The organism is Enorma timonensis (assembly GCF_000321165.1).
Classification (GTDB): domain Bacteria; phylum Actinomycetota; class Coriobacteriia; order Coriobacteriales; family Coriobacteriaceae; genus Enorma.
In genome coordinates this window covers 1-21,277 of record NZ_CAPF01000097.1, presented here as the reverse complement: position 1 = coordinate 21,277, position 21,277 = coordinate 1, and the positions used below count along the sequence as shown (strand labels likewise).

The 21,277-nt window shown below is 65.5% G+C and carries 21 protein-coding genes and 2 tRNA genes; 16 read left to right on the top strand and 7 right to left on the bottom strand.

The annotated features are described in order from the left end of the window. Nucleotides 1-88 precede the first annotated feature (88 nt). Nucleotides 89-1,120 carry a hypothetical protein gene (locus tag BN423_RS09990; RefSeq protein ID WP_019240107.1) on the bottom strand — a complete coding sequence of 344 codons (1,032 nt, stop codon included), beginning with the start codon at nt 1,118-1,120 and terminating at the stop codon, nt 89-91. Nucleotides 1,121-1,199: 79 nt separating this feature from the next. Further along, nucleotides 1,200-1,712 (bottom strand): bifunctional nuclease family protein, encoded by a 513-nt coding sequence (locus BN423_RS09985; RefSeq protein ID WP_019240106.1) that lies wholly within the window; start codon nt 1,710-1,712, stop codon nt 1,200-1,202. 170 nt (nt 1,713-1,882) lie between these two features. Here BN423_RS09985 and purE point away from each other — a divergent pair, with 170 nt between their 5' ends. Next, nucleotides 1,883-2,353 carry a 5-(carboxyamino)imidazole ribonucleotide mutase gene (gene purE, locus BN423_RS09980; RefSeq protein ID WP_019240105.1) on the top strand — a complete coding sequence of 157 codons (471 nt, stop codon included), beginning with the start codon at nt 1,883-1,885 and terminating at the stop codon, nt 2,351-2,353. Between the two features lie 250 nt (nt 2,354-2,603). On the opposite strand, the gene BN423_RS09975 is transcribed toward purE, so the two are convergent. Then, nucleotides 2,604-2,678, bottom strand: a tRNA-Gly gene (locus BN423_RS09975). A 231-nt stretch (nt 2,679-2,909) separates the two neighbouring features. On the opposite strand from BN423_RS09975, the gene BN423_RS09970 reads away from it, so the two are divergent. From BN423_RS09970 to BN423_RS09950, 5 genes are all read left to right on the top strand, one after another. Further along, nucleotides 2,910-3,122: a type II toxin-antitoxin system Y4mF family antitoxin gene (locus BN423_RS09970; RefSeq protein WP_019240104.1), complete on the top strand. Its 213-nt coding sequence runs from the start codon at nt 2,910-2,912 to the stop codon at nt 3,120-3,122. After that, the gene (locus BN423_RS09965) at nt 3,122-4,414 is read left to right on the top strand and encodes a HipA domain-containing protein (protein WP_019240103.1); all 1,293 of its coding nucleotides are present in this window, start codon (nt 3,122-3,124) and stop codon (nt 4,412-4,414) included. Before BN423_RS09970 ends, BN423_RS09965 begins: the two co-directional genes overlap by 1 nt. A 179-nt stretch (nt 4,415-4,593) precedes the next feature. Beyond that, nucleotides 4,594-5,940 carry an adenylosuccinate lyase gene (gene purB / locus BN423_RS09960; protein WP_019240102.1) on the top strand — a complete coding sequence of 449 codons (1,347 nt, stop codon included), beginning with the start codon at nt 4,594-4,596 and terminating at the stop codon, nt 5,938-5,940. Between the two features lie 102 nt (nt 5,941-6,042). Continuing rightward, nucleotides 6,043-6,315, top strand: a complete 273-nt coding sequence (locus BN423_RS09955) for a TIGR03905 family TSCPD domain-containing protein (RefSeq protein WP_019240101.1) — start codon at nt 6,043-6,045, stop codon at nt 6,313-6,315. After that, nucleotides 6,312-7,523, top strand: a complete 1,212-nt coding sequence (locus tag BN423_RS09950) for a hypothetical protein (protein ID WP_019240100.1) — start codon at nt 6,312-6,314, stop codon at nt 7,521-7,523. The genes BN423_RS09955 and BN423_RS09950 overlap by 4 nt, the downstream gene beginning before the upstream one ends. Before the next feature lie 3 nt (nt 7,524-7,526). On the opposite strand, the gene BN423_RS09945 is transcribed toward BN423_RS09950, so the two are convergent. Further along, on the bottom strand, nt 7,527-8,120 hold the full coding sequence (locus BN423_RS09945) for a GNAT family N-acetyltransferase (RefSeq protein ID WP_019240099.1): 594 nt from the start codon (nt 8,118-8,120) through the stop codon (nt 7,527-7,529). A gap of 157 nt (nt 8,121-8,277) precedes the next feature. On the opposite strand from BN423_RS09945, the gene BN423_RS09940 reads away from it, so the two are divergent. The 6 genes from BN423_RS09940 to BN423_RS09915 all read left to right on the top strand — a co-directional run bounded on the left by BN423_RS09940 (nt 8,278) and on the right by BN423_RS09915 (nt 14,433). Further along, nucleotides 8,278-9,009 (top strand): response regulator transcription factor, encoded by a 732-nt coding sequence (locus tag BN423_RS09940; RefSeq protein WP_019240098.1) that lies wholly within the window; start codon nt 8,278-8,280, stop codon nt 9,007-9,009. A gap of 9 nt (nt 9,010-9,018) precedes the next feature. Further along, a complete protein-coding gene (locus BN423_RS09935) occupies nt 9,019-10,557 on the top strand; it encodes a sensor histidine kinase (RefSeq protein ID WP_019240097.1) in 1,539 nt (512 codons plus the stop codon). Nucleotides 10,558-10,662: 105 nt separating this feature from the next. Then, a complete protein-coding gene (locus BN423_RS09930) occupies nt 10,663-11,541 on the top strand; it encodes a phosphoribosylaminoimidazolesuccinocarboxamide synthase (protein WP_019240096.1) in 879 nt (292 codons plus the stop codon). After that, nucleotides 11,542-12,213: a hypothetical protein gene (locus tag BN423_RS10925; RefSeq protein WP_019240095.1), complete on the top strand. Its 672-nt coding sequence runs from the start codon at nt 11,542-11,544 to the stop codon at nt 12,211-12,213. 129 nt (nt 12,214-12,342) lie between these two features. Continuing rightward, nucleotides 12,343-13,623, top strand: coding sequence for an aminopeptidase (locus BN423_RS09920; RefSeq protein WP_019240094.1), 1,281 nt, complete (start codon nt 12,343-12,345; stop codon nt 13,621-13,623). Between the two features lie 51 nt (nt 13,624-13,674). Next, entirely contained in the window at nt 13,675-14,433 is a 759-nt protein-coding gene (locus BN423_RS09915) for a transposase (RefSeq protein WP_026089082.1), read from the top strand. Between the two features lie 109 nt (nt 14,434-14,542). Here BN423_RS09915 and BN423_RS09910 read toward each other — a convergent pair. After that, nucleotides 14,543-14,618: transfer RNA gene (locus BN423_RS09910), tRNA-Lys, on the bottom strand. 208 nt (nt 14,619-14,826) lie between these two features. Between BN423_RS09910 and BN423_RS09905 the strand changes: the two genes are divergently transcribed. Then, nucleotides 14,827-16,521, top strand: coding sequence for a phospho-sugar mutase (locus BN423_RS09905; protein WP_019240092.1), 1,695 nt, complete (start codon nt 14,827-14,829; stop codon nt 16,519-16,521). 159 nt (nt 16,522-16,680) lie between these two features. Here BN423_RS09905 and BN423_RS09900 read toward each other — a convergent pair whose 3' ends face one another. Next, nucleotides 16,681-16,986, bottom strand: a complete 306-nt coding sequence (locus BN423_RS09900; protein WP_232385572.1) for a hypothetical protein — start codon at nt 16,984-16,986, stop codon at nt 16,681-16,683. Between the two features lie 448 nt (nt 16,987-17,434). Between BN423_RS09900 and BN423_RS09895 the strand changes: the two genes are divergently transcribed. Further along, nucleotides 17,435-17,863, top strand: a complete 429-nt coding sequence (locus BN423_RS09895) for an Hsp20/alpha crystallin family protein (protein WP_019240090.1) — start codon at nt 17,435-17,437, stop codon at nt 17,861-17,863. A gap of 134 nt (nt 17,864-17,997) precedes the next feature. Here BN423_RS09895 and BN423_RS09890 read toward each other — a convergent pair whose 3' ends face one another. Continuing rightward, a complete protein-coding gene (locus BN423_RS09890) occupies nt 17,998-18,816 on the bottom strand; it encodes an MBL fold metallo-hydrolase (protein ID WP_019240089.1) in 819 nt (272 codons plus the stop codon). A 148-nt stretch (nt 18,817-18,964) separates the two neighbouring features. On the opposite strand from BN423_RS09890, the gene tilS reads away from it, so the two are divergent. Together tilS and hpt are read left to right on the top strand one after the other, a co-directional pair. Continuing rightward, nucleotides 18,965-20,530: a tRNA lysidine(34) synthetase TilS gene (gene tilS / locus BN423_RS09885; RefSeq protein ID WP_232385571.1), complete on the top strand. Its 1,566-nt coding sequence runs from the start codon at nt 18,965-18,967 to the stop codon at nt 20,528-20,530. A 34-nt stretch (nt 20,531-20,564) separates the two neighbouring features. Further along, a complete protein-coding gene (gene hpt, locus BN423_RS09880) occupies nt 20,565-21,131 on the top strand; it encodes a hypoxanthine phosphoribosyltransferase (protein ID WP_019240087.1) in 567 nt (188 codons plus the stop codon). Nucleotides 21,132-21,277: the final 146 nt, after the last annotated feature.

The window sequence follows — 21,277 nt, the reverse complement described above, 5'->3', positions numbered from 1 at the left end:
TCGAGCCCCCTCGTTGCGTATGAACCCCTTTGCTGCACGGTGATAAAATGGTGTCAGTCACCTTTTTATCACCGCACGCGGGGAGCCGTTAGATGAACGGCCGGCGGTCGAGGACGAGCTTGAGCGGCTTGTCGCTCGCGAGGTAGCCCGGCAGCGCCGCCTGTAGTTCGGCGAGCGCGCAGATGCAGCCGAACAGCGTGTGCAGGTCGTTGAAGTTCTCATGCGTCTCGGGGTCGAGCTCAAGCAGGAAACCCACGTACTCGTCCGCGAACGCACGGAGGGCGTCCTTCGTCTCCGTGAAGCGCGTGCCCGCCTGGCGCTGCGCGCGGTTCAGTGTGTAGACCCAATCGACCTCGGCGAAGGTGACCGCGTGCCCCAAGGTGGGCCAGCGGCGGTTCGCGTAGATGTCCAGGCAGGTCTCGACCGCCTGCGCGGGGTAGTGCAGCGGCCGATGGGCGTACTCATGGTTGAACAGGTAATGGAACGACGCCGCGAGGTGCGGGAAGACCGTCGGCTCGGCGAGCGTGCCCGAGAACGAATCTCCCTGGCACGTGGGGACGACGTGCCCCTTGCGCCAGAAACCGGTCGCGGGGTCGGCCTCCTCGTAGAGCCATGCGAAGTACCAATCCTGCCACGCGCGCGGGGCCTCGCCCGCAAGGACGAGCGCGGCGTAGATGCCGGCTCCCTGGTGCGAGGCGATCCACGGGTCGTCCTGCCAATGCAGACCGTCGAGGAAGCGGTAGAGCTCGTCCTGGTCGAGGTACCGGTGCAACGCGGTCAGGGGGTGGCGCGGCCGCGCGTCGAAGAGCTCGAGTGCCGCGATGCAATGCGCCGTGGTGTGGTATGGGTGGTGCGTCGCCTCGGTGAAGAGGCCGGTTGCGGGATTCTGGAAGCCCTGGAGCGTGTCGATCCACGCCTGGCGCTCGACCGGGTCGCACGGGAACGCGCCCACCATGTAGAGGATGTTCGCGGCATCCGCGCAGCCGTATTCGTTGAGGCCGAGTTCGCGCCCGCCCGCCGCATCCTGCCAGATCCAGCGCGCGTATGCGCCCGTGCGGTCGAGGCGATGCGTCTCGAGCACCTGCAGGGCGCGATCGATGATGGGTTGGATGTCGTGCACGGTCTCCTCCGCTCCCGAGATGAAACGAGGGTGCCGCGGGATGCGCGACACCCTCATCATCATAGCGATTGCGGCGGGCTTAGAAATCGTCGGGAGAGAGCGTCTGGACGAACTTGTCGAACTGCTCGAGCTCGTCCTCGTCGGCCTCCGCGCGCTTGCGGGCGGGCACGGTGCCCACGCGGTTCATGACGTCGTCCTCGATGTAGATGGGGGCGTTCGCGCGCACGGCGAGGGCGAGCGCGTCGCTCGGACGCGCATCCACGGACACCTCGCGCAGGTCGCCGTCCGTCTCGCGCACGAGCACGACGTTCGAGAAGAAGACCGGGGCGTCGTAGCGGTTGATCTCGACGCGCTCGATCTTGACGTCGAGCTTCGAGAGCACGTTGAGGAAGAGCTCGTGCGTGATGGGGCGCGGCAGCTCCGTGCCGTCGATGCCCTGGCTGATCGACGCCGCCTCGAAGGCGCCCGTCTGGATGGAGAGCGTGCGGAGCGGCGCCTCCGGGGCGCTTGCGCCCGAGCGCTCGCGCAGCACGATGAGGGAGGGGCCGCCACCGGAAGCCATGATGATGGTCTCGATGTCCGCGCGAATCATGATGGCACCTCCTGATGGTCGATGGGTATCGGTTGCCGGCCAGACGTTGGAGTCTAGCGTACTTCGGCTAGTATTACTACCCAAAAGGCCCGCGCGTAACCGTCTTGATGCCATAATCGCATGAAGGGGTACCATGCGGGTATCTTGAACCGCGGAGAGGGAGGAACGCAATGGCAGACAAGCAGGAGACGCCGCTCGTCGGCATCATCATGGGCTCGAAGTCGGACATGCCGACCATGGAGGGCTGCACGGCCGAGCTCGAGGCGCTCGGGGTTCCGTACGAGCTCGTCATCGCGAGCGCGCACCGCACGCCCGACAAGGTGCATGAGTGGGCGGAGACCGCTGCCGACCGGGGGCTTCGCGTCATCATCGCGGCTGCGGGCAAGGCGGCGCACCTGGGTGGCGTCGTCGCGGCGTTCACCCCGCTGCCCGTCATCGGCGTGCCCATGAAGACGAGCGACCTGGGCGGCCTCGACTCGCTGCTTTCCATGGTGCAGATGCCCTCCGGCGTGCCCGTGGCGTGCGTGGCCATCAACGGCGCCAAGAACGCGGCTATCTACGCCACGCAGATCCTCGGTGCGACGATGCCCGAGTACCGCGAGGCCATCGCGAAGATGAAGCAGGAGATGGCCGAGGCGTAAGGGCGCGTTGCCCGGAAAACTCGATGGAAATGAAGAAAGGCTCCCAAGGATGGGAGCCTTTTCGTTCACTGGAGCGGGCAACGGGACTCGCGTATTCGCTTCGCGAATCCGCAGCTGCGGGCGCTCCGCGCCCTTGCACGCTCGCTGGGAAACGCTCGGGCGTTTCCGCAGTCTCGCGACCTTGCGGTTCGAGTCCATGTAATGCGCTCATACAAGTAAGGCTCCCATCTCTGGGAGCCTTTTCATTACCTGGAGCGGGCAACGGGACTCGAACCCGCGGATGTCAGCTTGGGAAGCTGATGCCTTACCACTTGGCGATGCCCGCGTATGTCGCGCCGGGCAAACCGGCGTAGGGGACAGTATACCGCGTCGGTTTTCGGCGGACAAGTCGCGTTGCCCGTTGCCCGCGCGAGGTGATAAAAAGGTGTCAGACACCTTTTTATCATCTTGTATGCGAACGCATACATTAGAAGCATGTATCAACTAATTTATGCGTACGAATAAAAATGAGCTATACTTGCAATGATATATGCGAACGCATATCTGGGAGGCGCCTATGGTCATCACCGATATGTCCGAGCTCGGGTCACTCATCAGGACGGCGCGCCGCGAACAAGGACTGACCCAGACAGAGCTCGCCGGCCTCGCGGGCGTCGGCGTCACGTTCATCTCCCAACTTGAGAACGGCAAGCAAAGCGCCGAGGCGGGCAAAGTCATCGACGTGCTCCTGACACTGGGCATCGACCTCATCGCGGAACGGAGGGCGTGATGAACGACATCTGCATCGCCCGCCTCGCGCTTGACCAGATGGTGCCTGTTGGGCGCATCTCCCAAGATGGGTCACGCTTTACATACGACTCCGCGTATCTGGAGAGAGAAGATGCCATACCGCTTTCGCTCTCCATTCCTCTTCGCGATGAGGCTTTCGACGCCCCCTTGTTTAGGCCGTATTTCGAGGGGTTGCTCGCCGAGGGCATGGCGCGCCAAGAGCTTGCGGCAGAGCTTCAGATATCGGAGGACGACTACCTCGGCATTTTGGTGAGCTGCGGACGGGAGTGCATCGGGGATGTGGTGGCCTATCATGTCGACGACGCACCAAACACGCGCTATTCAGAATATGATCCCATTCCGTATGAGGAACTGTGCTCTATGTTCCGCAGCCGTTCGGAGTTGGCTGCCGAGAACGCGGCATCACGCCTATCGCTCGCGGGAACGCAGAACAAAATCGGCCTCGCTCTTCCCCCGCAGGGGAACTGGGCGCATGGTTGGCTACGTCCTCGAGGATTCGCAGCCACCACCCATATCCTCAAAACCAGCCATCTTCGGGATTTGCCTGAAATCGAGTACCTCTGCATGCAGGCTGCCCGCGCGTGCGGCATCACGGTTCCCGATTGTCAGCTGCTTGATTTGGCGCAACCGGTGCTTGCCGTCTCGCGCTTTGATCGCTTGGCGGAAGTCCGTGATGGTTCGTTGAGGGTCGTTCGGCTCCATCAAGAGGATCTTGCGCAGGCGCTTGGATGCACTCCTGGCTCGAAGTATGCCGAGCTACCAGGGGGTACCGTACGGTCTATCGCTCGTCTCATCCGGCGTCGGAGCACACGTCCCGCGCACGACATCAGGCAGTTTGCCGCTACCATTCTGTACTCATATGTCATCGGCAACTGTGACGCTCATTTGAAGAACTATTCGATTCGGCTAAGCCCGGCGCGCCCCGGTCGGCCCGCTTCGTTCATGTTGATGCCCGCATACGATTTGGTTTCAACCACGTATTTCCCTAGGTTCAGCAGGGATATGGCGATGGAGGTCGGGGGAGTACGCGATATTGATCGGGTGACACCGGAGGCATTTGCCACGCTCGCCGATGACCTGGGTATCTCCTCCGCAGCGCTCAAACGCCTGGCGAAAGCGATCGTCGAGAACGCCGCGGTGACAATTCGTGATGCGGGAAATGGTGCTTTCGGAGCGACGCTTGCATCAACTTCGTATATCGCGGCCGATCTGATCGAGGACATAGAGCCGCGCCTCGAGGTTCTCGCGGCGTTCTGCGGTGACGCTCGGTGATAAAAAGGTGACTGACACCATTTTATCACCCAGGTGACGGGCACCGACGTATCGCCAACGCCCGCCGCAGCTGAAATACCCCATTCTTGCGGAGGACATGGGCGGCGTGCGCGCATGCGGTAGAATCGGGTAGGAAGCGCATAGGCCGCGCCCCGCGCGCGGGGAACGAAGGAGCTCGTATGATCGATCGCTACACCCGTCCCGAGATGGGCCACATCTTCTCGCTCGAGAACAAGTACTCCATCTGGCAGGAAATCGAGGTGCTCGCCTGCGAGGCGCACGCGGAGATGGGTGTGATCGGCATCACGAAGGAGGAGGCCGCGTGGATCCGCGAGCATGCCGCCTTCAACAAGGACGAGGTGGACGCCATCGAGGCCGTCACCAACCACGACGTGATCGCCTTCCTCACCAATATGGGCGAGTACATCGACCGCGACGTCCCCGAGGGCCAGCCCAAGCCGTCCCGCTGGGTGCACTTCGGCATGACCTCCTCCGACCTCGGCGACACCGCCCTGTGCTACCAACTCGTCCAGGCCACGGACATCCTCATCGAGGACTGCCGCAAGCTCGGCGAGATCTGCCTGCGCCGCGCCTTCGAGGAGCGCGACACCCTGTGCGTCGGCCGCACGCACGGCATCCACGCCGAGCCCATGACCTTCGGCATGAAGTTCGGCAGCTGGGCATGGGAGCTCAAGCGCGATTACGACCGCCTCAAGGACGCCCGCGCCAACGTCGCCTTCGGCGCTATCTCCGGTGCGGTGGGCACGTATTCCTCCATCGACCCGTTTGTCGAGGAGTACGTCTGCGAGCACCTGGGTCTCGTGCACGACCCACTCTCCACGCAGGTCATCTCGCGCGACCACCACGCCTACCTCGCCGGCGTGCTCGCCACCACGGCGGCCACCTGCGAGCGCATCGCCACCGAGATTCGCAACCTTCAGAAGACCGACACCCTCGAGGCCGAGGAGCCGTTCAAGAAGGGGCAGAAGGGCAGCTCGGCCATGCCGCACAAGCGCAACCCCATCACCATGGAGAAGGTCTGCGGCCTCTCCCGCGTGGTGAAGGCCAACGCCCAGGTCGCCTTCGACAACGTGGCGCTGTGGCACGAGCGCGACATCTCCCACAGCTCCGCCGAGCGCGTGGCGCAGGCCGATAGCTTCATCGCGCTCGACCATATGTTCCAGTGCCTCATCCGCGTGGTGGACGGCCTCATCCTCTACCCGGAGCAGATGAAGGCGAACCTCAACAAGACGCGCGGCCTCATCTTCTCCTCCAAGGTGCTGCTCGCTCTCGTGGAGACGGGCATCACGCGCGAGGAGGCGTATGCGATCGTGCAGGAGAACGCTATGGCCACGTGGCGCGAGGTGCAGCAGTGCGTGGCGGGCACGACGTTCCGCGAGAAGCTCGAGGCGGACCCGCGCTGCACCGTGAGCTCCGAGGAGCTCGACCGCATCTTCGACCCGTGGAGCTTCCTCACGCGCGTCGACGTGGTGTTCGACCGTCTGCAGCAGCTGAGCTTCGACTAACCCGGGGAGGGGGGGGCGTCCCCGATCCGCCCTGCGGGCTGAACCAAAAAGGGGTTGAAAGGAACACGTCCCCAACCAACCCATCCGATGAAAGGAATCACTATGGTCGCAATCGATTTCAAGCCGCGCGGCGTGTGCTCCAAGAACATCCACGTCGAGCTTGATGACGCGGGCGAGGTCATCGAGGGCGTTGCCTTCACCGGCGGCTGCAACGGCAACCTCAAGGCCATCAGCAAGCTCGTCGCCGGCCACCCCGTCGCGGAGATCACCGCGATCCTGCGCGGCAACACGTGCGGCCCGCGCTCCACGTCCTGCGCCGACCGGCTGTGCTGCGCGCTCGACGCGGCTCAAGAGCAGGCAAGGGCACAGGCATGATATTTGACCGGTCCCTCTCCCGGCGCTCGTTCGCGATCGGCAGCGCTGCCGCCGCGGGCGCGGGCATGGCGGCGATCGCGCTCACCTCGTGCTCGTCCAGCGAGAACCACACCCAGACCGGCGAGCCGCAGGTGGTCACCGATAGCTCGCTCATCATCAGCGTGCTCGACGGCGACTACGAGTACACCGACGCGACGCTCACGCCGAGCGCGACCTGGACGCTTCCCCTGGGGACCCTGCTCTTCCATGCGGGCAACGCGGCGTGGTCCGCGGCGATGCTCACGCCGGAATCCGCCGCGCACATCAACACGCTCGGCGCGCTCAGCCTCTCGAGCGGCAACCTCGTCACCGTCAAGGAGGACGCGACGCAGGGCTCGCCCTACACGTACTTCGACGTGCGCTGCTCGGACAGTGTGTTCGCGTGGATCGAGATCAACTACACGGATCGCTCCTGGGCGCTCTTCGGCCAGCAGTTCTCCGACGGCTCGCTCGCGGGCGACCCGGTGAAGCTCGACGAGGGCGACGAGAACTGGGAGCCGCCGCGCATCACGGTGCACGGCGATAGCGTGATCTGGCAGCGGATGCCGCTCTCGACGGGGTCATCGTCGGGCGAGGATTCGCATTGCTATATCTGGAGCGTCGGTGCGGACGAGGGCATCGATATCTGGACCTCTCATGGCCGCTTCGCGACGACCCCGCGCGTTTCCGGCGACGTGCTCACCATCGCCCCGCGCGTGCGCGAGGACGAGGGAACCTACTACGGCCTCACCGCACTCGATCTGACCAGCAAGAACTACGACCAGGTCGACCAGCTCGTCATGCCGAGCCCCGTCTCGCCGCTCGATGCCGAGTACCTGGGGGATCGCTTCGCGTTCTCGGTCGAGGCGTCGTACGACGGCGCGGGCAGCCTCGGCAACATGGGCTCGTTCTTGGGCGTCTCCGGCGGTCCCTACCTCTACGTGCGCCGCGAGCCGCTGTCGCAGATCTCGGGCAACGGCAGCACGTACCTCATCAAGACGCAGTCGTCGCACCTCATCGTCGACACGGACGCGCAGACCTACGGCGTGCTCTACTCGCCCGACCGCTCCACCGAGTACGGCGACTTCCCCGCCACGGAGGGGCAGTCGAGCCAGTTCCTCACCTTCGCCACGGTGCGCGGAACCACGGGCATCCCGGAGAGCGTTACCGCCCGCGTGTTCCAGCTGTAGGGGTTACCGGGCACGCAGCCGCTCGTTCGCGGCGGCGAGGATGCGCGCCGCCTCCGCCTCGGGAACGCGCCGGCGCGGCGCGGGCGGCGTGCGCGGGTTTTCGAGCATCTTCTCCATCCACGTCACATCGAGCCAAGAACCCAGCTTGAACCCGCAGGCATGGTGCTCGCCACATAGCATATAGCCATGTTTCGCGTGAAACGCTATCGAGGCGGTGTTGCTCGACGTGATGCACGCCTCGCTCATGACCACGCCCTGCGCCCGCATGAGCTCCTCGAGCGCGCGCAGCAGCTCCGAACCCAGCCCGTGCCCCTGGTGGTCGGGAGCCAGGTAGATCGAGATCTCGGACGCCCAGTCGTAGGCTGGCCGCTCCCTAAACTCCCCGTTGTAGGCGAAGCCGACGATGGATCCGTCGACACCATCCGTTACCACGAGAAACGTCGCGCACTCGAGCTTGTGCGCGATGCGTTCGGCGTACTCCGCGACCGTGGGAGGCTCGAGCTCGAAGCTCACCGTGGTATCGGTGACGAACGGGGCGTAGACCGCGAGCGCGCCCGCGGCATCGGCGGGTGTGGCGGTGCGGATATAATATGGCATGGCTTCCTCCGGAAAGAATGCGGCCGACATGGAAATAATAGGCGCAGAATCTGCCGGCGAACGGCCAAAGACCGCCAGCGAGCGTCGCGCTTGCACCTCGCAGCGCGGTATACGCTACAATGTGATGGTTCGGTGAAAAGTGATAAGGAGGCCTGATATGGCTTCGGACGCAAGAAGGATTCTGCTCGTCGAAGATGAGAAGGCTATTCGCGATGCCGTCGCAGCGTATCTCGAGCGCGAAGGCTATTGGGTCGTCGGCGTCGGTGACGGTCAGTCCGCGGTCGAGGAGTTCGAGAAGCATCAGTTCGATCTCATCGTGCTCGACCTCATGCTTCCCAAGCTCTCGGGCGAGCGCGTGTGCCGCGCGATCCGCGACACCTCCGACGTGCCGATCATCATGCTCACCGCGAAGGGCGAGGTCGAGGACCGCATCATCGGCCTCGAGCTCGGCGCGGACGATTACCTCATCAAGCCGTTCAGCCCGCGCGAACTCGTCGCGCGCGTGAGGGCGCTGTTCCGCCGCACGCATCTCACTGACGAGCCGCAGGTCGAGGTGCTCGACTTCGGCGACCTGGTCATCGACATCTCGGGTCACAAGATTCTCGTCGAGGGCAAGGAAGTCGACCTCACCGCTTCCGAGTTCAAGCTCCTTACCACGCTCGCCCGTCACCCGGGCCGCGTGTACAACCGCATGGAGCTCGTCGAGAAGGTGCTCGGCTATGACTTCGAGGGCTACGAGCGCACCATCGACAGCCACGTGAAGAATCTCCGCGCCAAGCTCGGCGACGACCCCAAGCACCCGAAGTGGCTCTTCACCGTCCATGGCGTGGGGTACCGCTTCGAGGCGCCCGCGAAGCCGGCGGAGGATGGCACCCAGGACGCGAAGTAGCGCGCTGCCATGTTGCCCGCACGCATCGAGACCGGGACAAAGCACAAGCAGACCGAGGAGCCGAGCTCCCGGGCGCAGTGGAACACGCCGCGCTCGGACACGCATCCGGGTATGAGCTATGCCACGCGCATGGCCGCCTCGTTCGCGCTCGCCTCGATCATGACGGTGCTCGTGCTCGTGGGCGTGGTCGCCGTGGTGTGGAGCGGCGCCTTCACCGATTACACGCGCACGAACATGACCGACATCGCCGAGGCCACGGCCTCGCGCCTCGCCTCGATGTACGAGACGAGCGGCAAGTGGAGCATCGCCACGCTCTCCGAGATCGCGGACTCGAGCATCGTCTCGGACGATATCGGCCTGCAGGTCATCGATGCGAGCGGCACCATCGTGTACGACGATTCGTGGCCGGCGGCGCCCGCGGTGGGCACGGCGGGCAGCGACGCACATGAGACCCAAGGCCTCACCTCGAGCGCTCCGACCGATGCCTCGGCGTCGGTGACGCGCGACATCGTCCTCGCCAACGGGACCGTGGTGGGCAAGGTGCGCCTCTGGGTCTTCGGATCCGATGCCCTGCTGGGCAAGGCCGACACCGCCTTCCGCGACCGCACCTTCAACGCCATGTTCATCGCCTCGATCGCGGCGGTCACCATCGCGGTCATCATCGGCATCTTCGTGTCGCGCATGCTCACGAACCCCTTGCGCCGCATCACCGGCACGGCGAAGCAGATCCGCGACGGGGACCTTTCCGCACGCACCGGCCTGCGCGGCGACGACGAGATCGACCGGCTCGGCGAGACCTTCGACGAGATGGCGACCTCGCTCGAGAAGGACCTGAAGCACGAGCGGCGCATCACCTCGGACGTGGCGCACGAGCTGCGCACGCCCCTCATGGCGATGCTCGCGACGGTCGAGGCCATGCAGGACGGGGTCCTGCCCTGCGACGACGAGCACCTCGAGACGGTCGCCTCCGAGACGCGCCGCCTCGCGCGCCTCGTGCAGCAGATGCTCGACCTCTCGCGCATGGAGAACCGCACGACGCCGCTCAACCTGGAGCCGGTGGACATCGTGCCGTTCGTGCGGCGCATCGTGGACGGCCAGCAGCAGCTGTTCATCAAGCGCGACCTCAGGCTCCGGTTCTCGGACGACACCCAGGGACGTGCCGCGGTCATCGATGTCGACGCGGACATGATCACCCAGGCCGTCGTGAACCTCATGAGCAACGCGATGCGCTACACGCCCGAGGGCGGCTGGGTCGTCGTCTCCGTGCGCGCCGACCGCCGCACCGTGCAGATCATCGTCTCCGACACGGGCATCGGCATCGCCAAGGAGGACCTGTCGCGCATCTTCGGGCGCTTCTGGCGCGCCGATGCGAGCCGCGCCCGCGAGGCCGGCGGCCTGGGCGTGGGGCTCTCCGTGACCAAGCAGATCGTCGAGCGCCACCACGGCTACATCTCGGTCGAATCCGAACTTGGAAAAGGCACGACATTTACGATTCATCTGCCGCGCGAGCACATGACGGAGCCCGCTTCATCTACAATGGAACACTAGGATATAGCGGCTGGCGCCGTGATAAAAAGCAGACAGGCTGGTTTTTATCACGGTGTCAGCCGTGCCCGGTGTACATGCAAGAGGAGTTGATTCCACGTGGCAAACATGGAGCGTCGTCCGGATTCCCATGGCAAGGTGCGCGATATCTACCAGGCGGGCGAGAACCTGCTCATGGTGGCGACGGACCGCATCTCGGCTTTCGACTACATCCTGCCGGATGAGATTCCCTTCAAGGGCGAGGTGCTCAACCGCATCTCGGCGTTCTGGTTCGACAAGTTCGCCGACCTGGTCCCCAACCACCTCGTGTCCATCGATGTGAACGATTTCCCGGCGGAGTTCGCCGAGTACCGCGATTACCTGGCCGGCCGCGCCATGCTCGTGCGCCGCGCGGAGACCATCCCGGTCGAGTGCATCGTGCGCGGGTACCTCACCGGCAGCGGCAAGAAGACCTACGACGAGGACGGCACCGTGTGCGGCATCGCCCTGCCCGCCGGCCTCACCGAGGCATCCAAGCTGCCCGAGCCCATCTTCACCCCGTCCACGAAGGCCGCGCTCGGCGACCACGACGAGAACATCTCGTTCGACCGCTGCGTGGAGATCGTCGGTGAGGACATCGCCGAGCAGATTCGCGACTACTCGCTCAAGATCTACAGCGCCGCCGCGGAGTACGCCGCCACACGCGGGATCATCATCGCCGACACCAAGTTCGAGTTCGGCATCATCGACGGCAAGGTCACGCTCATCGACGAGTGCCTCACGCCGGATTCGAGCCGCTTCTGGCCCGCGGCGAGCTATGAGGAGGGCGCCGTCCAGCCGAGCTACGACAAGCAGTACGTGCGCGATTGGCTCCGTGCCAACTGGGATATGACCGGCGAGCCGCCGCACCTGCCCACCGAGGTCATCGAGGGCACGTCCGAGCGCTATCGCGAGGCGTACCAGATCATCACCGGTACCGAATTCGTAAGCATGAAGGGAAACGAGTAAGTGACTATCCGGAGCGCAACCAACAAGCGCACCCAGGAACGCGATTTCACGGGTGCTACGAGGAAGTCCGCCGCATCCGCCAAGCCCGCCCGCGCCGCCGCGGGTTCCGTGCGCGTCGTCTCCGCGAGCGCGAAGACCCGCCGCAAGGAGTACGAGCAGGGCGAGTCGCTCGAGGGACTTTCGAAGGCCGAGAAGAAGGCGCGCAAGCAGGAGCTCCGCGCCAAGGAAGACCACATGTACTCCGCGGCCAACATCCTCATGAAGCAGGACGAGGAGTACCGCTCGAAGCGCCGCTTCTTCTGGGTGCTCGAGGCTGTGGGTATCGTGGGCATCGTCGTCGTGTGGCTCATGCTCACCGGCGTGTTCAACTCGTTCATCCCCGCGGAGACCATCGCCGTGGGCCAGCTCGTGGGCCTGGGCATCGCGTACGCCTTCGTCATCGGCGGCTTCATCTACGACCTCGTGAAGATCCGTCCCCTGCGCAACTTCTATAAGGCGCAGGTGGCCGGCATGACCGATCGCAAGGTGATCGAGGTCCTCGAGGAAGAGGCCGAGCGCGAGGCGGAGAAGAAGGGCAAGGGCACCAAGGAGGCCAAGGCGGCCGAGGAGCCCGAGCAGGAGCAGCCTGCGAAGAAGCGCGGACCGAAGAAGAACCATCGTTCTCGCCGCTAATCGAGTTTTGAGGGGGCGCACCATGCCGGTCTCGGCGGTGCGCCCTTATTATGTGGAGCGACGGCGCGCGGCATGTTCGTTTCCGCATGCATGCGACCGTCGCGCCCCTGTTCGCCGTAAGGAGCCGAGATGATCAAAGTCGCCCTCACCGTGGAGGACGCCCGCGCGGGCATGACGGCCATCGCGCCCAAGATCGAGCGCTACGCGCAGCTCATCGTGCGCAAAGGGGTGAACGTCGAGCCCGGCCAGGAGGTCGTGGTGATGGCTCCCGTGGAATGCGCCGCGTTCGCGCGCGTGCTCGTGCGGAGCGCCTACGAGGCCGGTGCGGGCCACGTGACGGTCATCTGGAACGACGACGAGGTGTCGCGCCTCACGTACGAATACGTCGAGACGGCGTATTTCGAGCAGACGCCGGAATGGCAGCGCGTGCAGCTCGACGGGTTCGCCGCAGCGGGCGCGTGCTTCATCTTCATCGAGGGATCCGACCCCGAGGCGCTCAAGGACATCGACCCCGTCAAGCCCGCGACCGCGGCGAAGGCCAAGAACAGTCAGTGCACCGCGTTCCGTCGCGGCCTCGATTTCAACGTCAACCCGTGGTGCATTGCCGGCGCGCCCGTGACGGCCTGGGCGCGCAAGGTGTTCCCCGGTGCCCCCGACGAGGTCGCGGTGTACCGCCTGTGGTGCGCCATCCTCGCCGCGGCTCGCGCCGATGGGGAAGACCCCGAGAGCGCGTGGGAGCTCCACGACGCGACCTTCGAGAAGAACCTGCGCTTCCTGAACGACCGGCACTTCGACGCCCTGCACTACACCTCCGAGAATGGCACGGATTTCACCGTGGGTCTCACCGACCGTCATATCTGGGCCGGCGGCAGGAGCGAGACGCCCGAGGGGCACCCGTTCTTCCCCAACATCCCCACCGAGGAGGTGTTCACCTCGCCCGACCGCCTGCGTGCCGACGGCATCGTGCACGCGGCGCTCCCGCTCATCCACCATGGGAGCAAGGTCGAGGATTTCTGGCTGCGCTTCGAGGCCGGTCGCGTGGTGGATTTCGGCGCGCGCACGGGCGCTGAGACGCTCAAGAGCATCCTCGACACCGACGAGGGCGCCCGCCGCCTCGGCGAGGTGGCGCTCATCTCCAAGAACACGCCCATCCGCGAGAGCGAGATCCTCTTCTATGACACGCTCTACGACGAGAACGCAAGCTGCCACCTGGCGCTCGGCACGGGATTCCCGGAGTGCTACGACGGCGGCTACGAGATGGACATGGACGAGCTCCGCGACCGCGGCGTGAACGCCTCGGCGGTGCACGTCGACTTCATGATCGGCTCCGACGACCTCACGATCACCGGCATCCAGGCCGACGGCATCGAGCTCCCGGTGTTCGTGAACGGCCAGTGGAGCTGGGAATGATAAAATGGTGTCAGTCACCTTTTTATCAATCGCGAGGTAACGGAGCTGAGCATGTCCAGGCAACGGCGCATGGTTTCGGAATCGGGCTTCTATCACGTCGTGCTGCGTGGCAACGCGAAGCAGCTCATCTTCGAGGATGACGCCGACCGCGAACGGTTCCGCACGATCATGGCCGAGTCCGCCGAGGCGGCGGGCATCGGCCTCGTGGCATGGTGCCTCATGAGCAACCACGTGCACCTGGTGCTCGACGATCCCAGGCAGCAGCTCAGCCGTGCCATGCAGCGCACGAGCGGCACGTACGCGCGCGCCTTCAACCTGCGCCATGGCAGCGCGGGCAACCTCTTCGAGCAGCGGTTCGGGAGCTTCGCCATCGAGGACGACGCCTACCTCATGCAGGTGGTGCGCTACGTGCTGAAGAACCCGTCGGCCGCCGGGTTGGGCTCGTGGCAGGAGTATCCGTGGAGCAGCTACCAGGACGTGCTGCGCGGCGAGGGTTGCACGGACGTCGCGCGGGTGCTCGAGCTGTTCGACGGACGGGAGGGGCTCGACCGCTTCTGCGCGGAGGAGACGCCGTGCTTCGACGGGCGCATCGAGGGCACACCCGTGCCCGACGACCTCGCGCTGACCGTCGCCCGCGCGGCGCTGGCACAGGCGGGGGCTCCGGATGTCGCTAAGGTGAAAGCGCTCCCGCTGGCGCGCCGCGCCGAGGCGCTCAAGGCGCTTCGCGATGTGGGGATCACCGTGAAGCAGATGGCGCGCCTGACGGGCATCAGTGCGCCGAGCATCTACCGCGCCCTGCGCTCCGCCTGATAAAATGGTGTCAGACACCTTTTTATCACCTAGGAGTCTGTGTACATCGCAGTGATATTCGCCCGGATATGCAAAAAGGCCGGGCATACCGCCCGACCTCGCGCATCGATGGTGGGCCGTTAGGGGTTCGAACCCTAGACCTTGGGATTAAAAGTCCCCTGCTCTGCCAGCTGAGCTAACGGCCCGCGCGAGCATTGTACCACGGGTTGCAGCCTCGTTCGACCCCGTGCGCCGCGCGAACCATCCCGTCACCGATGAATCCGCGCGCCTATCGCCTCGATGCGTCCCGCATCTTGTGCTTGTCGTATGATGCTTACCAAGACTGCGCTTCGGCGCCGCCCCGCCACGATCGCACGGGGAAGGACAGGGCTTTGCTCGAAAGGAAGGCTTCATATGGCAGACGTATACGCGCTCCTCGACGAATGGCTTGCCAACGTCAAGGATGACGAGCTCAAGGCCGAGCTCGTCGCGCTGAAGGAATCGGGGGACGAGGACGCCATCACGGACGCCTTCTTCCAGGACCTCGAGTTCGGCACGGCCGGACTGCGCGGCACGCTCGGCGCCGGCACGAACCGCATGAACATCTACACCGTCGGCCGCGCCACGCAGGGCTTCTCGGATTACCTGGTCGCGACCTACGAGCACCCCACGGTCGCCATCGCCCGCGACAGCCGCAACAACGGCGAGCTGTTCGTGAAGACCGCTGCCTCCATCTTCGCGGCGAACGGCGTGAAGGCGCTCGTGTACCCGAAGATCTCGCCGGTACCCACGCTGTCGTGGGCGGTCCGCGACCTCAAGTGCTCCGGCGGCGTGTGCGTCACCGCGTCGCACAACCCCGCGCAGTACAACGGCTACAAGGCCTACGGCCCCGACGGCTGCCAGATCGCATCCGAGGTCGCCGACGCCATCTCCGCCGCCATCGCGCGCGTGGACATGTGGGGCGGCATCAAGACCATGGACTTCGACGAGGCCATGGCCGCGGGCATGATCGAGTGGATTGACGACGACTGCCTCGACCGCTACTACGACGCCGTGCTCTCGAAGTCCGTCTGCAACCTCACGCCGGAGGAGGCCGCCAAGGCCCCGCTCAAGCTCGTGTACACCCCGCTCAACGGAACCGGCCTCATCCCCGTCACGACCGTGCTGAACCGCGCGGGCATCACGGACATCACCGTCGTCCCCGAGCAGCGCGACCCCAACGGCGATTTCCCCACCTGCCCGTATCCGAACCCCGAGATCCGCGAGGCCATGCAGAAGGGCATCGACTTGTGCCGCGAGGTGCAGCCCGACCTCCTGCTCGCGACCGACCCGGATGCCGACCGCGTGGGCGTGGCCTGTGCCGACGGCGACGATTACACGCTCATCACGGGTAACGAGATGGGCGTGCTCCTGCTCGACTACATCTGCCGCATGCGCGCCGAGCGCGGCGAGGACCTCTCCCGCAAGGTCGCCGTCACCACCATCGTGTCCTCCGCGATGGCTGACGCGCTCGCCGAGGACTACGGCTTCGAGCTGCGCCGCTGCCTCACGGGCTTCAAGTACATCGGCGACATCATCACCTCGCTCGCCGATGCCGACGAGGCCGACCGCTTCATCTTCGGTTTCGAGGAGAGCTACGGCTACCTCTCGGGCGACCACGTGCGCGACAAGGACGCTGTGAACGCGTCGCTGCTCATCTGCCAGATGGCGCAGGATTACCGCCTCAAGGGCAAGAACCTCGTCGAGGCGATGCGCGACCTGTACGAGAAGTACGGCTACTACCACAACAAGACCGTGTCGCTCAGCTACCCCGGCGCCGAGGGTGCGAGCAAGATGGCGGGCATCATGGCGGGGCTGCGCGCCGAGCCGCCCGCGCAGATGGCCGGTCTCGCCGTCGAGCAGGTCGTCGACTACGCGGAGGGCGTGAACGGCCTGCCGAAGGCGAACGTCCTCGAGTTCGACCTTGAGGGCGGTAACAAAGCCATCGTCCGCCCGAGCGGCACCGAGCCCAAGATCAAGATCTACATCTTCGCGAAGGGCGACGACGCCGCTTCCGCCGACGCGCTCATCGAGAAGATCGAGGCCGACGGTCGCGAGCTGCTGTCGTAGGGGCGCGGGTACACGGGCGCCGTGCGATTCACGGCGGCCGGTTCGTTCCAGAATATGCAAAGTCGGGAGATAAGCGCCTCAAACGGGGCGCTTATTTCCTTGCTTTGCATAGTTTGGGAGATACGGGTGGCGAGGTTCGGGAGGTGCGCTGCCGTTCCGCTACTGCAGGAACACGAACCAGACGAAGAGCACGACGGCGACGATGAGGATGAGCACCACGGCAAGCAGCGTGCGGCGGCGCGACCGCTCCTGCCGGGCGGTGAAGATGGTCTTCTTCGACGTCGGGGTCTGCAGGTAGCGATCGTAGTGCAGGTGTTGCGACGGGTCTCCGGGCTGGCTGCGCCGGGGATGCGCGGGACCGTTCTGGGGAAGGTACTGCGGATCGGATGTGGCGGTGCCCATATGCCGCCGCCCGCCCCCGCTCGGCGTGCGCGCCGCGCCCGCAGCGTTTTGCCGCGGAGGCATGGAGAGGCTCTCGTCGGTGATGGGCGCCTGCGAAAGGTGCGGTACGGTGCGGCGATACGGGGTCCTCGACGCGCCAGCGTTCGCATGCGGCGCCGACGTTGTTTCGTTTCGCTTGGAGGTCACGTCATCCATAAGCCCTCGATTGCATATCGCCGTTAGGTACATGATAAATCCTGGGCACCCGTCCCACCGCGCGGGCCGCCGCCCGAGGCGACCGTTCACGCTTCATGCATAAAGGCATCATATCGTACCTGGGGTTACATTTTGAAAGAGTCGCCATATGTGATGGATGGTTAAATCTAAGTGTAAGAGACTTAGATTTGATGATAATGTGACGCTTAAAAAATCTAATCAATCATGTTTAGAAGCGCGCCCAGCGGGCATAACAACAACGTCAAAAGAAGTCCCGGACACAGCGTCCGGGCAACCCACGAAGGAGTGGTTGATTATGGCTAGCTTGGTTCCGTATCGTTCGATGTTCGGCATTCGTCCCTTCAACACCTCGCTCTTCGATGCGTTCGATGACATGATGGACATGGCGTCCGGCGCTTCGTCGGCTGCGTTCCCCATGGATGTCGAGGACACCGGTGAGGGCTACGAGGTCAAGGCGTACCTCGCGGGCGTGAGCAAGGACGACATCGACGTCGAGCTCAACGAGGGCCGTCTCTCCATCTCGGTGAAGGTCGAGGAGAAGGACGAGGACAAGAACAAGAACTACCTGCAGAAGGAGTTCGCGGCGTTCAGCGCGACGCGCGGCATCTACCTCAAGGATGCCTCGAACGAGGGGCTTTCCGCCCGCTTCGCCGATGGCGTGCTGACGGTCACCGTCCCGAAGATCGTCGAGAAGAAGAACGTCACCAAGGTCTCGATCGACTAACACGTGCCCGCGCGCATAAACCTTGGCAGGGAGGCCCCTTCGGGGGCCTCCTTTTTGATAAAAACCAGACAGGCTGGATTTTATCACCCGGGGATCGGGGGGATGATAAAAACCAGCCTGTCTGGTTTTTATCACTAGAGGATGGTGAGGGGGCGGTCCTGGCCGGCGGCGCGGATGTGGAGGGGCTGCGCCCCGCCCGGGCGCTCGAGCGTCGCTGCCGAGCCGATCTTGTTGTCGAGCGTGGCGCCGAGCGCCTCGGCGAGCGTCCGGACGGCGAGGCTCGGGCGGTTGTTCTCCTGCGAGATGTGCATGGCGATGAGCTGCTCGGTGCGCGTGGTGACGAGCGTCCGCACCGCCTCTGCCGCCTGGGCGTTCGAGAGATGCCCCTCGTCTGAGAGGATGCGCTCCTGCAGGAAGCGCGGGTAGCCGCCGTGACGGAGCATCGTCACGTCGTGGTTGCATTCGAGTGCCAGGATGCGCGCGTCGGCAAGGAGCCTCAGCGCGGGCGGGGTGAGCACGCCCGTGTCGGTCGCGAAGGCGATGGCGTCGCCGCCCGCGATGAAGCGCATCCCCATGGGGTTCACCACGTCGTGCGAGGTGGGGAAGGTTTCCACGAGCACGTCGCCGATCTGCACGTCCTCCCCGGGCTCGACCTCGTGGAAGGGCAGCTCCTCGAAGCCGCGCCGCGCGGCGGGGGTGCCCGCGCTTGCGTAGAGCTCGCCCGCGAACCGCTTGCACCACACGGCGATGCCGCGGGTGTGGTCGCCATGCTCGTGGGTGAGCACGAGCGCGCGCACGCGGGACTCGTCGAGCCCGAGCGCATGCATGCGCGCGAGCGTCTCGCGGCGCGAGAACCCGTTGTCGATCATGATGAGCCCCTCGGGCGACTCCACGAGCGAGCAGTTCCCCTTCGAACCGCTGCCGAGAATGTGCAGGTGCAGGGCGTTCGTCATGGGCGACCTTCCGTGAGAGAATGAAATCCTGGGACGCTCCCGGAGGCGCGCGCATCGCGCGGCGCCCGCACGGGTACAAGCCCGGTGCGCTTTGGGAACGACAAGCGATATTGTACGAGACATGCGGCGAAGATGGTTCGGAGGGAACATGCCAACAGTTGCGCAGCGGTTCGCGCGGCATCACGCCGGTGGGGGCAGCCGCTCCCGGCAGCAGGCGGGGCCCGTGGTGCTCATGGTTTCCGGCGGTGCGGACTCCACCGCGCTGCTCGTGATGGCGTGCACGTCGCAGCTCGACCTGGATGACGGCCGGGGCGCGGCGCGCATCGCCCGCGAGCGGCTGCACGTGCTCCATGTGAACCACCACCTGCGCGGCGCGGCCTCCGATGCGGACGAGGCGTTCGTGCGGGAGCTCTGCGCGCGCTACGGCGTGCCGCTCTGCGTGGAGCACGCGTCGTTCACCGATCTGGGCGGGCAGAACCTCGAGGCCGCCGCCCGCGAGGTGCGCTATGCCGCCGCCCGCCGCTACGTGCGGGAGCTCTGCGCGGAGGCGGGCTGCTCGCGTGCGTCGGCGCGCATCGTGACGGCGCACACGGCGAGCGACCGGGCGGAGACGTTCATCATGAACGCCATCAAGGGCGCGGGCGCGGCGGGGCTCTCGAGCATCCCGCGCCGTCGCAACATCATCGTGCGCCCCCTCATCGACAGCACCCACGGGGAGCTCTGCCGCTTCCTCGAGGTCAAAGGGATCGCCTGGCGCGAGGATGAGAGCAACCAAGATACCTCCTACCTGCGGAACTTTGTGCGCCACCGCGTGATTCCCCTCATGCGCGAGCGCAACGCGAACGTCGTGCGCAACGTCGGCGCGGCCTGCGACATCCTGGGCGACGAGGACGCGCTCCTCTCGAAGCTCGCCGCGCAGGCACTTCGCGCCTGCACGCGCCGCCAGCAGGACGGGCTCATCGTGCTCGACGGTGCGCGACTCGCCTCGGCGGAGGTCGCGATAGCGCGGCGTATGGTGCGGCTCGCCGTGCGCCAGCTCGACGAGGGCGCCCGGCTGGAGCTGCGCCATGTGGAGGCGGTGCTCGCGCTCGTCGCGGCGGGGGCGGGCTCGACGACGCTGCCCGACGGCATCGACGTGCGCATGGAGTTCGGTGCCTGCGCCCTGCGCACGGCGGCGGCGCGCGAGGAGCTCGCGGCCGGCTGGCTCACCGTTCCCGGCCGCATGGTGCTTGCCGCCTCGCGCGTCCTCGAGGCGTCCGCCCTGCGCGTCCCGGCGGGGACGGATGCCGTGGCGCTCGCCCGCGACGCGGCGCGCGATGCCGCGGCGGACGAGGCGGTCGCGTTTGTGGACGCTGCCGCGCTCGGGTACGCCGAGCGGGACCTCGTGGCGCTGAAGGAAGCGGGCGACGGCTCGGCCACCCTGGCGCGCGGGGCGCGGCTCTGGGTCGATTCGCCCGCGCCCGGCGACCTCATGTGTCCGCTCGGCATGCACGGGCGGTCGAAGAAGCTCTCGGACATCCTGGGCGAGGAGCAGGTTCCCGTGGCGGAGCGTCAGCTCGTGCCGGTGCTGCGCACGGCCCCCGGCGGCTCCGTTGTGTGGGTTGGCGGAATTCGCCTCGACGACCGCTTCAAATGCACGGCGCTCAGCCGCGTGTTGATACAATTAACTATTCGCCCCCTCGATTCCGCGGTCGTTGTCCGCTCGGTGGGGTAAGCTGCGTACAGAGACGGCGAGCAGGAGGGTTGCCATGGAGGAGAAGAGCGAGCTTTCGACGATGCATCCGGATGTCGAGACCATCCTTTTCAGCGAGGAGGACATCGCGCAGATCGTGCAGCGCCTGGGTGCGGAGATCACCCGGGACTACCAGGGCAAGGACCTGGTGCTCATCGCCGTCCTGCGCGGCGCCGTCGTCTTCATGGGCGACCTCATGCGCGCCATCGACCTGCCGCTCGCCATCGACTTCATGGCGGTCTCGAGCTACGGGAGCAACGCGAAGAGCTCGGGCATCGTCCGCATCGTGAAGGACCTCGATATGGACATCAAGGGGCGCGACGTGCTCATCGTCGAGGACATCCTCGACTCGGGCCTCACGCTCAAGTACCTCATGAAGAACCTGAGCAGCCGCAAGCCCGCCTCGCTCGAGGTCGCGGCGTTCCTGTGGAAGGACGTCGAGGGCAAGCAGGCGGCCATCGACCCGAAGTACGTGGGCGCGCATTGCCCGGACGAGTTCGTCGTGGGCTACGGTCTCGACTTCGCCGAGCGCTACCGCAACCTCCCCTATGTGGGCATTCTTAAACCGGAGGTTTACTCGTAACATGGCAGATCATACCGAAGAGCGCACGACCCCCGAGGTGAACCCCGGCGGTCGCGACGAGCATGCCGAAAACCGCGCGCCCGCTCCGCCGGACGCCGGCGACGCGGCCGCCCGCGAGGACGGCGGCGCCGATGCCGGCACCCGCG

Excerpts from the sequence above, each read along its gene's own strand:
- BN423_RS09915 (WP_026089082.1), top strand. The coding sequence starts at position 13,675 with ATGTCCAGGCAACGGCGCATGGTTTCGGAATCGGGCTTCTATCACGTC.
- BN423_RS09920 (WP_019240094.1), top strand. The coding sequence starts at position 12,343 with ATGATCAAAGTCGCCCTCACCGTGGAGGACGCCCGCGCGGGCATGACG.
- BN423_RS09945 (WP_019240099.1), bottom strand. The coding sequence starts at position 8,120 with ATGCCATATTATATCCGCACCGCCACACCCGCCGATGCCGCGGGCGCG.
- tilS (WP_232385571.1), top strand. The coding sequence starts at position 18,965 with ATGCCAACAGTTGCGCAGCGGTTCGCGCGGCATCACGCCGGTGGGGGC.
- BN423_RS09970 (WP_019240104.1), top strand. The coding sequence starts at position 2,910 with ATGGTCATCACCGATATGTCCGAGCTCGGGTCACTCATCAGGACGGCG.
- BN423_RS09930 (WP_019240096.1), top strand. The coding sequence starts at position 10,663 with ATGGAGCGTCGTCCGGATTCCCATGGCAAGGTGCGCGATATCTACCAG.
- purB (WP_019240102.1), top strand. The coding sequence starts at position 4,594 with ATGATCGATCGCTACACCCGTCCCGAGATGGGCCACATCTTCTCGCTC.
- BN423_RS09900 (WP_232385572.1), bottom strand. The coding sequence starts at position 16,986 with ATGCCTCCGCGGCAAAACGCTGCGGGCGCGGCGCGCACGCCGAGCGGG.
- BN423_RS09905 (WP_019240092.1), top strand. The coding sequence starts at position 14,827 with ATGGCAGACGTATACGCGCTCCTCGACGAATGGCTTGCCAACGTCAAG.
- BN423_RS09935 (WP_019240097.1), top strand. The coding sequence starts at position 9,019 with ATGTTGCCCGCACGCATCGAGACCGGGACAAAGCACAAGCAGACCGAG.
- BN423_RS09985 (WP_019240106.1), bottom strand. The coding sequence starts at position 1,712 with ATGATTCGCGCGGACATCGAGACCATCATCATGGCTTCCGGTGGCGGC.
- hpt (WP_019240087.1), top strand. The coding sequence starts at position 20,565 with ATGGAGGAGAAGAGCGAGCTTTCGACGATGCATCCGGATGTCGAGACC.
- BN423_RS09950 (WP_019240100.1), top strand. The coding sequence starts at position 6,312 with ATGATATTTGACCGGTCCCTCTCCCGGCGCTCGTTCGCGATCGGCAGC.
- BN423_RS09955 (WP_019240101.1), top strand. The coding sequence starts at position 6,043 with ATGGTCGCAATCGATTTCAAGCCGCGCGGCGTGTGCTCCAAGAACATC.
- BN423_RS09895 (WP_019240090.1), top strand. The coding sequence starts at position 17,435 with ATGGCTAGCTTGGTTCCGTATCGTTCGATGTTCGGCATTCGTCCCTTC.
- purE (WP_019240105.1), top strand. The coding sequence starts at position 1,883 with ATGGCAGACAAGCAGGAGACGCCGCTCGTCGGCATCATCATGGGCTCG.
- BN423_RS09965 (WP_019240103.1), top strand. The coding sequence starts at position 3,122 with ATGAACGACATCTGCATCGCCCGCCTCGCGCTTGACCAGATGGTGCCT.
- BN423_RS09890 (WP_019240089.1), bottom strand. The coding sequence starts at position 18,816 with ATGACGAACGCCCTGCACCTGCACATTCTCGGCAGCGGTTCGAAGGGG.
- BN423_RS09940 (WP_019240098.1), top strand. The coding sequence starts at position 8,278 with ATGGCTTCGGACGCAAGAAGGATTCTGCTCGTCGAAGATGAGAAGGCT.